This is a genomic window from Jiangella rhizosphaerae (assembly GCF_003579925.1).
GTDB lineage: Bacteria > Actinomycetota > Actinomycetes > Jiangellales > Jiangellaceae > Jiangella > Jiangella rhizosphaerae.
The window spans coordinates 1-11,021 of sequence record NZ_QUAL01000394.1; the positions used below are offsets into that span (position 1 = coordinate 1).

Annotated in this window: 13 protein-coding genes; 8 read left to right on the forward strand and 5 right to left on the reverse strand. The window is 73.0% G+C overall.

The genetic code is table 11. The features are described from left to right. Positions 1–75 precede the first annotated feature (75 nt). Complete coding sequence (locus tag DY240_RS26640; protein WP_119662708.1) at positions 76–1,056, reverse strand: ABC transporter ATP-binding protein; 981 nt, start codon at positions 1,054–1,056, stop codon at positions 76–78. A gap of 75 nt (positions 1,057–1,131) precedes the next feature. On the opposite strand from DY240_RS26640, the gene DY240_RS26645 reads away from it, so the two are divergent. Beyond that, positions 1,132–2,082, forward strand: a complete 951-nt coding sequence (locus DY240_RS26645) for a helix-turn-helix transcriptional regulator (protein ID WP_199702530.1) — start codon at positions 1,132–1,134, stop codon at positions 2,080–2,082. Positions 2,083–2,086: 4 nt separating this feature from the next. Here DY240_RS26645 and DY240_RS26650 read toward each other — a convergent pair whose 3' ends face one another. Continuing rightward, positions 2,087–3,634 (reverse strand): alkaline phosphatase D family protein, encoded by a 1,548-nt coding sequence (locus DY240_RS26650; RefSeq protein ID WP_119662698.1) that lies wholly within the window; start codon positions 3,632–3,634, stop codon positions 2,087–2,089. A 126-nt stretch (positions 3,635–3,760) separates the two neighbouring features. Further along, positions 3,761–4,423: an O-methyltransferase gene (locus tag DY240_RS26655; RefSeq protein ID WP_119662699.1), complete on the reverse strand. Its 663-nt coding sequence runs from the start codon at positions 4,421–4,423 to the stop codon at positions 3,761–3,763. 340 nt (positions 4,424–4,763) lie between these two features. On the opposite strand from DY240_RS26655, the gene DY240_RS26660 reads away from it, so the two are divergent. Both DY240_RS26660 and DY240_RS33030 read left to right on the forward strand, forming a co-directional pair. Next, positions 4,764–5,675, forward strand: a complete 912-nt coding sequence (locus tag DY240_RS26660; RefSeq protein ID WP_119662700.1) for a DNA polymerase beta superfamily protein — start codon at positions 4,764–4,766, stop codon at positions 5,673–5,675. Between the two features lie 85 nt (positions 5,676–5,760). Next, positions 5,761–5,916, forward strand: a complete 156-nt coding sequence (locus tag DY240_RS33030) for a DUF6131 family protein (RefSeq protein WP_199702532.1) — start codon at positions 5,761–5,763, stop codon at positions 5,914–5,916. A 19-nt stretch (positions 5,917–5,935) separates the two neighbouring features. Here DY240_RS33030 and DY240_RS26665 read toward each other — a convergent pair whose 3' ends face one another. After that, the gene (locus DY240_RS26665) at positions 5,936–6,424 is read right to left on the reverse strand and encodes a GNAT family N-acetyltransferase (protein ID WP_119662701.1); all 489 of its coding nucleotides are present in this window, start codon (positions 6,422–6,424) and stop codon (positions 5,936–5,938) included. Positions 6,425–6,512: 88 nt separating this feature from the next. Between DY240_RS26665 and DY240_RS26670 the strand changes: the two genes are divergently transcribed. After that, positions 6,513–7,004, forward strand: coding sequence for a glutathione peroxidase (locus tag DY240_RS26670; RefSeq protein ID WP_119662702.1), 492 nt, complete (start codon positions 6,513–6,515; stop codon positions 7,002–7,004). 30 nt (positions 7,005–7,034) lie between these two features. Next, positions 7,035–8,021: an aldo/keto reductase gene (locus DY240_RS26675; RefSeq protein ID WP_119662703.1), complete on the forward strand. Its 987-nt coding sequence runs from the start codon at positions 7,035–7,037 to the stop codon at positions 8,019–8,021. A 21-nt stretch (positions 8,022–8,042) separates the two neighbouring features. On the opposite strand, the gene DY240_RS26680 is transcribed toward DY240_RS26675, so the two are convergent. Beyond that, positions 8,043–9,032 carry a hypothetical protein gene (locus DY240_RS26680; RefSeq protein ID WP_158603014.1) on the reverse strand — a complete coding sequence of 330 codons (990 nt, stop codon included), beginning with the start codon at positions 9,030–9,032 and terminating at the stop codon, positions 8,043–8,045. A 103-nt stretch (positions 9,033–9,135) separates the two neighbouring features. Here DY240_RS26680 and DY240_RS26685 point away from each other — a divergent pair, with 103 nt between their 5' ends. The 3 genes from DY240_RS26685 to DY240_RS26695 form a co-directional block, all read left to right on the forward strand. After that, positions 9,136–9,687 carry a PH domain-containing protein gene (locus DY240_RS26685; protein WP_158603015.1) on the forward strand — a complete coding sequence of 184 codons (552 nt, stop codon included), beginning with the start codon at positions 9,136–9,138 and terminating at the stop codon, positions 9,685–9,687. A gap of 25 nt (positions 9,688–9,712) precedes the next feature. Continuing rightward, positions 9,713–10,165: a peroxiredoxin gene (locus DY240_RS26690; protein WP_119662706.1), complete on the forward strand. Its 453-nt coding sequence runs from the start codon at positions 9,713–9,715 to the stop codon at positions 10,163–10,165. 87 nt (positions 10,166–10,252) lie between these two features. Then, positions 10,253–11,021: LppM family (lipo)protein (locus tag DY240_RS26695; RefSeq protein ID WP_119662707.1), on the forward strand; the 769-nt coding region annotated here is incomplete at its 3' end.

An 11,021-nucleotide genomic window follows, 5' to 3' on the forward strand; every position in this document is an offset into this window, starting at 1 on the left:
CGACCCCACCCGCCACCGCGCCCTCCAACAACTCCTCAACCAAGATCAACCGGAGCCGGCTTGACATAGGGCTTCTCATGCGGCGACCTCCTCGGTCGACGTGCTGACGACGCCCTCGCGCAGGCTGCGCCCGGTGAGGTTGAGGAAGACGTCGTCGAGGGTGGGGCGGCTGACGGCGGTGGACTCGACGGCGATGCCGGCCGCGTCGAGGTCGCGGATGATCCCCGGGACGAGCCGCGGCCCGCCCACGGCCCGCACGTCCACCTCTGAGCCGGTGGCCGCCACGGTCGCGCCGGCCAGCGACGCCAGGCGCCTCGCCGCCCGGTCGGCGTCGGCAGCGGAGCCGAAGCCGAGGGTGATCCGGTCGCCCGCGTGGTCGGCCTTGAGCCGCGCCGGGGTGTCGTCGGCGATGACGGTGCCGTGGTCGATGACGACGACCCGCTCGGCCATCGCGTCGGCCTCGTCGAGGTAGTGCGTCGTCAGCACGATCGTCGTGCCGTGCTCGGCGCGCAGCTTCAGGATGTGCTCCTGCAGGTTGGCCCGGTTCTGCGGATCCAGCCCGGTGGACGGCTCGTCGAGGAACAGCAGCCGCGGCGCGTGGATGAGGCCCATCGCGATGTCCAGCCTGCGCTTCTGGCCGCCGGAGAGCGACGACACCGGCCGGTCCGCGACGGCGGCCAGGTCCAGCGACGCGATCAGCTCGTCCGCGCGCACCTTCGCGTCGCGCACGCTCATGCCGTACGCCCGGCCCTGGCTGACCAGCTCGTCCCGGCCGCGCTGGCTGTGCGCGGCGCCGTTGCCCTGGCCGATGTAGCCGATGACCCTGCGCACCTCGCGCTGCTGGGCGACGACGTCGTAGCCGGCAACCGAGGCGGTGCCCGCGGTCGGCGGAATCAGCGTCGTCAGCATGCGCAGCGTCGTCGACTTCCCGGCGCCGTTCGGTCCGAGGAGGGCCACCAGCTCGCCGTCCTCCACACGCAGGTCGAGCCCGCGAACGGCCTCGACGGTCTGCTTCTTCACGGTGAAGTGCCTGGTCAGACCGCTGGTCTGAATCATGGTGGCGTTCATGGGAACCACGCTAGAGTCCATTCAGGCCACTTTCTGACCTCAATAGGCAGGACTCTGGAGAACATGGCGAACACGAGTGCCCGGATGCTCCGGCTGCTGTCGCTGCTGCAGACGCACCGGTACTGGCCGGGGGAGGAACTGGCCGGCCGGCTCGGCGTCAGCCCGCGCACGCTGCGCCGCGACGTCGACCGGCTGCGCGAGCTGGGGTACCCGGTCGACGCGACCCGTGGGGTCGCCGGCGGCTACCAGCTGCAGGCCGGCGCCGCGCTGCCGCCGCTGCTGCTCGACGACGAGGAGGCCGTGGCCATCGCGGTCAGCCTGCGCACGGCCGCGGGCGGCGCCGTCAGCGGCATCGAGGAGACGTCCGTGCGGGCGCTGGCCAAGGTGATCCAGGTGCTGCCGCCGCGGCTGCGCCGCCGGGTCGACGCGCTGCACACGTACACCGTCCCGTCGATCCCCGGCGACGGGCCGCGGGTCGACTCCGGCGCGCTCACCGTCATCGCGCAGGCCTGCCGCGACGACGAGCGGCTGCGGTTCCGGTACACCTCGCGCGACGGCACGGCCACCGGCCGGCTGGTCGAGCCGTACCGGCTGGTGTCGCGCGGACGCCGCTGGTACCTCGTCGCGTGGGACGTCGAGCGGCACGACTGGCGCACGTTCCGGGTCGACCGCCTGTCCGAGCCGGTCGCGACCGGAGCCCGGTTCCGTCCGCGCGAACTGCCCGCCGAGGACGCCGCGACGTTCGTGCACGAGCGGCTGGCTGCCGTGCCGACCCGCTACCACGTCGTCGTCGACGTCCGGGCGCCCGCGGCCGACGTCGAGAAGCAGGTCTGGACGTGGGGGACGGCCGAGCCGGCCGGTCCCGCGTCCTGCCGGCTCACGATGAACGTCGACACGCTCGACTGGCCGGCGTTCCTGCTGGGCTCGATCGGCGCCGAGTTCGACGTCGTCGAGCCGGCCGAGCTGCGCGACTACCTGCGGGAGATGGGCGAGCGGTTCGTCCGGTCGGTCTGACCGTTCAGGCCCGGCTCAGCCCGGGCCGGCCCTCCTCGACGACGTACGACGTGACGGTCCGCGCGGGCGAGGTGCGCTGCCGGACGGTGTCGACGACGCGGTAGTCGGCGCGGGCCAGCTCCGGCGTCACCGTGACGAGGACGTGGCCGCGGCCCGCCCCGGCCATCCGGAAATGCGGGTTCTCCGGGTCCGGGTCGTGCCGGACCGAGGCCGCCACCTGCCCGCCGCTGGTGATCGAGGTGCCGGTGAACTCCACGCCGACGGTCGGCGACTCGGGGTCGTCGAAGTCGAGCTTGAGGTCGGCGGCCCGGTTGGCGTGGATGTCGCCGGAGAGCACGATCGGGTTGCGCGGCCGGCCGGACGCCATCGCCTCGAGCACCTGCTGGCGCGAGACGCGGTAGCCGTCCCACTTGTCGTTCTCGGCGCCGACGTCGGGGTCGTCGAAGAACGGCACCTGCTGGGCCAGCACGTTCCAGGTGCTCGCGCTGCCGTTGAGCCCGTCGAGCAGCCACCGGGTCTGCTCCGCGCCGAGGATGGTGCGGCCGGGCTCCCACGCCTCCGGCCCGTCGGCCTCGATGTCGGAGGTGTGGTCGGTGCGGTACTGCCGGGTGTCGAGGATGTTGATCGTCGCGAGCCGTCCCCACCGCAGCCGGCGGTACAGCTGGATGCTCGGCCCGCTCGGCCGTTGCGCCGCGCGGAACGGCATGTGCTCCCAGTACGCCTGGAACGACGCGGTCTTCAGCGCGGCGAACTGGTCCGCCGGACGGTCCGGGTCGGCGTCGTCGCCGGCCCAGTTGTTCTCCAGCTCGTGGTCGTCCCAGGTGATGCCGAACGGGACGGCCGCGTGGACGGCCTGCAGGTCGGGGTCGCTGTGGTACTGGCCGAGCCGGACCCGGTAGTCGGCCAGCGTGGCGAGCTTCGCATCGGGCAGGTGGCCGCGTCCGAGGTTGCCCTGTCCGCCGCCCTCGTAGATGTAGTCGCCCAGGTGGAAGACGATGTCCGGGCTGCCGGCCAGCATGTCCTGGTAGGCGGTGTAGTAGCCGGCGGTGTAGTTCTGGCAGCTGGCGATGGCGAACCTCCACGACGGCGCCAGCGCGTCGGGCGCCGGGGCGGTGCGGGTCCGTCCCACCGGGCTCAGCTGGCCCTCGGCGCGGAACCGGTAGTAGTACCAGCGGTCCGGCTCCAGGCCGGCGACGTCGACGTGGACGGAGTGCGCCTCCTCGCGGCGGGCCATCGTCATGCCGCGGCGGACCAGCCGGGTGAACCGCTCGTCGTGCGCGACCTCCCACGACACCGCGACCGGCCGCGACGGCATGCCGCCGGAGCCGTCGAGCGCGACCGGGTCGGCGGCCAGCCGGGTCCAGATGACGACGCGGTCGTGCAGCGGGTCGCCGGACGCGACGCCGAGCGTGAACACGCCGTCGGTCAGCTTCGCCGGCGGCGGGGTGGGCGACGCCCAGGCGATGCCGCCGGTCGCGGCGGTGCCGGCCAGGACGGCGGCGGTCGCCCCGCCGAGTCGCAGGATGCTGCGGCGGGTGAGTTGCTGCGCCAACGTGGCCTCCGTGATCTCCGCCCGGTGGATGGTCGGAGCTCACCGTAGGGAGCGCTCAGAAGGCCGCGAAAGGGACGTATCGAGGGTTCATCGACCCGTCGAGCGGCGGTTGCGCCACGTTCGCCGTCAGAGGTCGGCGGTCACCACCGCGAGCAGGAAGCCGTCGTAGCCCTTGGCGCCGACGGTCTGGACGGCGGTCGCGGTGAGCCGGGGCTCGGTGGCGAGGTACTCGAACAGCCGCCGGGTGCCGTCGACGGCCGCGTCGCCGGTGGTGGCGTCGATGACCCGGCCCGCGCGGACGACGTTGTCGACGACGATGACCGTGCCGCGCCGGGACAGCCGCAGCGCCCAGCCGACGTAGTCGACGTTGCTCGGCTTGTCGGCGTCGATGAAGACGAGATCGAACGGCCCCCGCAGCTGCGGCAGGGTGTCGAGCGCCGGCCCGACCCGCACGTCGACGCGGTCGAGGAGCCCGGCGCGGCGCAGGTTCGCCGTGGCCACCTCGGCGTGGGTGGGGTCGGCCTCGAGCGTGACCAGCCGGCCGTCCTCGGGCAGCGCCCGTGCGAGCCAGATGGTGCTGTAACCGCCCAGCGTGCCGATCTCGAGGACCCGCCGCGCGCCGGCGATCAGCGCGAGCAGGTGCAGGAACTTGCCCTGGTTGGGTGCCACGTTGATGGCCGGCAGCCCGGCGGCGTCGCTGGCCCGCAGCGCTTCGTCGAGCACGGGGTCGGGTGCGAGCACGTGCTCGCCGAGATACCGGTCGACCGCCGTCCACTGCTGCTCGCTCACGACAGCAACCTACCGGCAGCACGGTGCCTGCCGACGCCCGTGGGTTCTCAGCTCCGGTTGGCGTGCCCGTTTCGCACCCTTTGTCGGGCCGTGAACAGCGAAGATCATCCAGGATCGCTTGCATCACGAGGATGTCTCCCGCTTCACCAGGCCGGCATGCCCTCGTGAAGCGGGAGAACGCCTCGCGACAGCAACGCCACCCAGAAGCGTGCCGAACGCCCGGCCAACCACGCGCGACCGGCCCAGGACCGGGTCCGAGAGCCGCAACGATCCGGTCCAAACGGTTGAAACCCGGTGGATCGCCGGACGGGCACTCGCGGGCCGGGCGAGAATAGTCGTCATGTCTCGCCTGAGCGCCCCCACGCGAGTCCCGGTCGGCACGCAGGTCGCCGTGCACGGCACCGCGGTCGACGCCGCCGGCCCGGGGACCGGCCGCGGTCTCGCCGGTCGCGTCGTCCGTGAGGCCGACGGCACCTACACCGTCGCACTGGTCGACGGCCGGCTGGTCGAGGTCGCACCCGACGAGCTGAGCTCGCTCGCCGACCCGCCCACGCAGCTGCCGGAGCCGGTCCGCTCCGGTGCGGCCGACGACCTGGTGGCGGCTCGCACGCTGTTCGCGGCCGCCGTCGGCCACCAGCCCGCCGACCCCGCCGCCGAGCTGACGGTGCGCGCGGTCTTCCAGGCGCCCACGGCGGCGTTCTGGTCGTTGCGCAAGCCGCCGGAGCAGGTGGCCGGGCCGGGGCCGTGGTTGTCGTGGGAGGTCGAGCAGTTCTGCCGGCTGGCCCTCGACGCCGACCCGGTCTGCCTGGAGCTGCTGTGGTCGCCCCGTCGCATCTGGGTCAGCGACATCGGCCGCGAGCTGCTCGACCTGCGTCCGGCATTCCTGTCGCAGACCATCTCCGCCGCCTATGCCGACCACGTGCTGGCCGGGTTCACCCGGCTGGCCGGCGACGACGACCCGGACGAGGAACAGGCGGCCGCCGCGGCCGACCTGCTGCGCCTGCTGGTCGACGGGCAGTCCCTGCTGCGCACCGGCGACGTCGGCGCCCCGTCCCGCGAGCATCGCGAGCGGCTGGCCGCCGTCCGGGCCGGCGCGCTGCCCTGGGAGCAGGTCGACGCCTACCGGCTGGAGCTGCAGCAGCAGCTCGACGAGGCCGCCGCGGTGTCCTTCCTGTCGCCCGGTCCCGACACCGGGCGGGTGGACGCCTGGCTCAGCGACCTGCGCCGTCGCGACCTCGACGCGACGCCGTAGCCCCGTCGCCCCGATTGGACGGCGCGGTGCCGGGTAAGTGCCGGTACGTCACGAAAGTCCGATGACGGGGACGAATGGAGCTGGGATGATCATCCTGGGTGTCGTTCTGCTGCTGATCGGATTGCTCACCGGCGTGGGCATCCTGACGACGATCGGCATCATCCTGCTGATCGTCGGTGCCGTGCTGTACGTCCTGGGTGCCGTCGGGCGTCCGCTGGCCGGGCGCAGGCACTACTGGTAGCGCCGCCCGGGCCGGGGAGCTACAGGCGGCGATGCATGATGTGCAGCCCGACGTAGCCGTGCACCGGGTGGTGGAAGCCCTCGGGTAGCGTCCCGATGACCTCGAAGCCGAGCGAGCGCCACAGCGCGACCGCCCGGGTGTTGGTCTCGACCACGGCGTTGAACTGCATCGCGCGGTAGCCGGCGGCGCGCGCCCACTCGAGCACGTGCTCGCCGAGGGCCCGGCCGACGCCGTGGCCGGAGTGCTCCGGCGCCACGATGAAGCTGGCGCTGGCGATGTGCGACGCCGGGCCCAGGTGGTTCCGGTTCATCTTCGCCGAGCCCAGCACCGTCCCGTCGTCGTCGACGGCGACGACCGTGCGGTCGGGCGGTTCCAGCAGCCAGATGCGCCGGGCCGTCTCGGCGTCGAGGTCGCGCGGCAGCGTGTACGTCTCGCCCGCTGCGACGATCGCCTGCAGGATCGGCCAGATGGCCGGCCAGTCGTCGACCCGGGCATCCCTGATCTCCATGTCGCGAGCCTATGCGGCCGGAAGAACGGCATCAGGGGTGTGGTTGTCTTCGAGGGGAAGACACCAGCCAGGCGTGAGGAGTCCCGCGTTGACCAGCCTGTACGACATTCCGCTACACACCATCGACGGCGCCGACGCCTCGCTCGCCGACCACCGCGGGTCACTCCTGCTGCTGGTCAACGTCGCGTCGAAATGTGGCCTGACCCCGCAGTACGAGGGCCTCGAGCGGCTGCAGCAGCGCTATGCCGGCCGCGGATTCACGGTGCTCGGCTTCCCGTGCAACCAGTTCGGCGGCCAGGAGCCCGGCACCGCCGAGGAGATCCAGGAGTTCTGCTCCACCACGTACGGCGTGACGTTCCCGCTGTACGAGAAGGCCGACGTCAACGGGCCGTCGCGGCAGCCGCTGTACGCGGAGCTCACCCAGGTCGCCGACGCCACCGGTGAGGCCGGCGACGTCCAGTGGAACTTCGAGAAGTTCCTGGTCTCCGCCGACGGCGAGGTGCTCGGCCGGTTCCGTCCAGGGGTCGAGCCCGAGTCCGACGAGCTGGTCGGGGTCATCGAGGCGCACCTGCCGCGCTGACGCCGGGCGCCGGCGCCTAGGCTCGCACGCGTGGAGACCAGACAGCTGGGGCGGACGGGCCGGCAGATCGGCATCGTCGGGTTCGGGGCATGGCAGATCGGCGCCGACTGGGGCACCGTCGACGACGACGCCGCGCTGGCCGCGCTGGAAGCGGCCGTCGACGCCGGGATGACGTTCGTCGACACCGCCGACGTGTACGGCGACGGCCGCAGCGAGCGGTTCGTCGGAGAGCTGCTGCGCCGCCGTCCCGACGCCGGCCTCACCGTCGCCACGAAGCTGGGCCGGCGGGCGAACCCGCACGTCGCCGGCGCGTACACGCTCGACGCGTTCCGGGCCTGGACCGACCGCAGCCGCGAGAATCTCGGCGTCGACCGGCTCGACCTCGTGCAGCTGCACTGCCCGCCGCCCGAGGTCTATTCCACCGACGCCGTGTTCGAGGCGCTGGACACGCTGGTCGAGGAGAAGCGCGTCGCTGCCTACGGGGTCAGCGTCGAGACCTGCGCCGAGGCGCTGGCCGCGTTGCGGCGGCCGGGGGTGGCCAGCATCCAGATCATCCTCAACTGCTTCCGGCAGAAGCCGCTGGACGAGGTGCTCCCCGCGGCGGCCGCGGCCGGTGTCGGCATCATCGCCCGGGTGCCGCTGGCCAGCGGGCTGCTGTCCGGCCGCTACGACGCGTCGACGACGTTCGGCCCGAACGACCACCGCACGTTCAACCGCGCGGGCGAGGCCTTCGACGTCGGCGAGACCTTCTCGGGCGTTCCGTTCGAGGTCGGCGTCGAGGCCGCCCGCGAGATCGCGGCGCTGACCCCGCCCGGCGCCACCACCGCCCAGCTCGCGCTGCGCTGGATCCTCGACCAGCCCGGCGTCTCCGTCGTCATCCCCGGCGCACGCAACCCCGGCCAGGCCGTCGCGAACGCGGCCGCCGCCGGGCTCGCCCCACTCGACGCGTCGACCGCCGCGGCCATCCGGCGGGTCTACGACGAACGGATCCGGCCGCTGGTGCACGACCGCTGGTGAGCGTGTCGGCGGCACCGCCGCTCAGAGCGCACGCGGCCGCATGGCCTCGGGCGACACGCCCTCGGCGGGCTTCTTGGGCGGGCCGACCCGGGGCGCGATGTCCAGCAGCGACGGCGCGAACGCGTCGGCCAGCCCGATGAGCGCGTCGCGGTCGCCCGCCGACACGTGTGGACGATGCCGCAGGTACATGGTCACCTGCTGGTGGCCCATCCAGAAGTAGATGCCACCGGTGGGCATGTAGACGCCGTTGTCGCGCAGCCCTCCGACGTGGATGGGCTCGGCACCGGGCAGGTCCATCGCCCACATGCGGCCCACCTCGTCGCCGTAGCCGCGCACGGTCGCGGACACGGTCTCGCGGCCGCCGGACCACTCGCATCGCAGCTCGTCGACGGTCTGCCGGTCGCGGCGGGTCGTGGCCGGCGCACCGAGCACGGCTTCGGCCTGCGCGGTGACGGCGTCGCAGGCCGGCTCGGTGCCCGCCTCGGGCGCCGGCGCCAGGTGACGCAGCCGTGGCAGCACCAGCCGGGCCAGCTGGATGGCGTTCTCGTCGCCGCCGCCCTGGACGCGCAGCACGCGGTCGTCGTCGAGGACCTGCAGGAAGCCGGCTCCGACGAAGTGCGCCGCGTCGCCCAGGCCGGGGACCTCCGTGCTCGGGCCGAGGCCGTCGGCGACGAACTTGTCCAGCATCTCCTGGTGATCGGCGGGCGTCACGGGGTCGATGGAGACCTGGAGCTGGAACGGGATCAGCGGGCTGGTGGTGGTGCCGTGATCGACGGTGATCTCGCAGCTGTCGAAGGAGGGGTCGCCGACCGGGCCCGCGTAGTCGGCCAGCGCGATGCGCACACCGGCGTAGATGGAACGCACCTCGTCCTCGCTGACCAGGTCGCAGACCCGGGTGACCCCCGGCGCCGCACCGGCCTTGGCACCGGACGGCGCGCCACCGGTCTCGGTGTCGCCGCCGCAGCAGGTGAGCAGCACGAGGAGGATGGCCCCACCGGACCGTAGCCGCATCGCATCACCCGCCCCGTCTCGCCGACGCATACAAGAGAATGACGCATCGGCGGGTCAGAACGGTTGCATGGCCCCGGGAAGGGCAACGTGCCACGATCGTGCCGTGACGAATGTCGTGGTGCTGCGGCACGCTCTCGGCCGGGCCGTCGCCGTCGCCGGCTGGATCGCCGCGCTGAGCTGGCTGGTGGCGTCGTGGCCGCCGGAGCGCACCGGCCTGCTGTTCGCCGCCGCCACGAGCGGGCTGCTCTGGGTGACGTGCTGGCGGCCGGCGGTGGTCATCGACGACGCCGGCGTCACCGTCCGCAACCCGCTGCGCGACGTGCGCATCGGCTGGTCGGCCCTCGACGAGGCCGGCTTCGGCTGGTCGCTGCGGCTGCGCGCCGGCGACGTCAGCTGCCGGGCTCTCGCGGCGCCGGGTCCCGCGTCCATGTCCGCCCTCTACGACCGGCACGTCACCCCCGGAGGGGTGCTCGAGCGCGACGCCGTCGCGCGGGCCGGGCAGCGACCGGCGCCGGCCCTGCTGGCGGTACGGCAGCGCTGGGAGGCGTGCCGCTTCGAGCCGTCCGGCGGGGTGACGGTGGCGCCGGCCGTCGCGAGCATCGGAGTGCTGGCGGCGTCGCTGGTCCTGCTGGTCGCGACGGCCGTCCTGGCCTGACTCGGCAGGGTGGCAGGATGGTGCGATGGATGTCGGTGATGCCGTCGACGACTTCGTCCTGCCCGACCAGTCCGGCACCCAGCGCCGGCTCAGCGACCTGCTGGCCACCGGCCCGGTGGTGCTGTTCTTCTATCCCGCCGCCATGAGCCGCGGCTGCACGGCCGAGGCCTGCCACTTCCGCGACCTCGCCGCGGAGTTCGCGGCCGCGGGCGCCCAGCCGGTGGGCATCAGCGCCGACGCCGTCGAGAAGCAGCAGGCCTTCGACGCCGGCCACGACCTCGGGTACCCGCTGCTCAGCGACCCCGACCGGGCGGTGGCGGCGCAGTTCGGCGTCAAGCGGCGGCTCGGCGCGCTTCCGGTGAAGCGGCACACGTTCGTCATCGGCACCGACTCGCGCGTGCTCGGTGTGGTCCGCAGCGAGCTGACCATGGAGAAGCATGCCGACGGCGCACTGGACATCCTGCGCGCGGCGGCCTGAGACCGGTCGAACCCGCCAGGTCCCGTCCGGAGGTGCCGAAACGGTGATCGTTGTGCCAGGCTGCGGGCCATGAATCGAACGAGACCTGTGCGCGCTCTGGCGGTGGCGGCCTCGGCGCTGCTGCTGACCGGGTGTTTCAAGATCGATATGCAGCTCGACGTAGCCGAGAACGACACCGTCGGCGGCGAGATGGTGCTCGCTCTGAGCCGCGACGTGTCGGCGATGGCGGAGTCGATGGGTGAGGATCCCAGCTCGATGTTCGGCGAGATGGACGACCTCCCCGAGGGCACCGAGGTCGAGGACTACGAGGACGACCGGTTCGTCGGCCAGCGCTACATCTTCGAGGACGTCCCGCTGTCGGAGTTCTCCGAGGGGCAGGAGTTCAGCATCGTCCACGAGGGCGAGGAGATCGTCGTCACCGGCAGCCTCGACATGACCGACATGAACCCCGAGGACATGGCCGGCGAGCTGGGCGAGCTGGGCGGCGGCGAGGAGCTGCCGTTCGGCGACATGGACCAGCTGATGGACTCGCTCGAGCTGCGCGTCGCCATCACCTTCCCGGGCGAGGTCACCGAGCACAACGGTGAGCTCGACGGCACCACCGTCACCTGGACGCCGGTCCCCGGCGAGGTCAATGAGATCAGCGCCCGGTCCGCCGACTCCGGAGGCGGTGGCGGCGACGGCATCCCGGCGTGGATCTGGATCCTCATCGTCGTCGTGGTGCTGGGCCTCGCGGCCCTGCTGTTCTTCCTCTCGCGCAACCGCAACCAGGCCCCGCCGGCCGATGCGGCGACCGCGGGCGCGGTCCCGCCGCCGCCCGGGACGGCACCGGACGCCGGTGCGGCGCCGGCGGCCG

Coding starts and splice junctions, on each gene's coding strand:
- DY240_RS26640 (WP_119662708.1), bottom strand. CDS start 1,056: ATGATTCAGACCAGCGGTCTGACCAGGCACTTCACCGTGAAGAAGCAG.
- DY240_RS26645 (WP_199702530.1), top strand. CDS start 1,132: ATGGCGAACACGAGTGCCCGGATGCTCCGGCTGCTGTCGCTGCTGCAG.
- DY240_RS26660 (WP_119662700.1), top strand. CDS start 4,764: ATGTCTCGCCTGAGCGCCCCCACGCGAGTCCCGGTCGGCACGCAGGTC.
- DY240_RS33030 (WP_199702532.1), top strand. CDS start 5,761: ATGATCATCCTGGGTGTCGTTCTGCTGCTGATCGGATTGCTCACCGGC.
- DY240_RS26665 (WP_119662701.1), bottom strand. CDS start 6,424: ATGGAGATCAGGGATGCCCGGGTCGACGACTGGCCGGCCATCTGGCCG.
- DY240_RS26680 (WP_158603014.1), bottom strand. CDS start 9,032: ATGCGGCTACGGTCCGGTGGGGCCATCCTCCTCGTGCTGCTCACCTGC.
- DY240_RS26690 (WP_119662706.1), top strand. CDS start 9,713: ATGGATGTCGGTGATGCCGTCGACGACTTCGTCCTGCCCGACCAGTCC.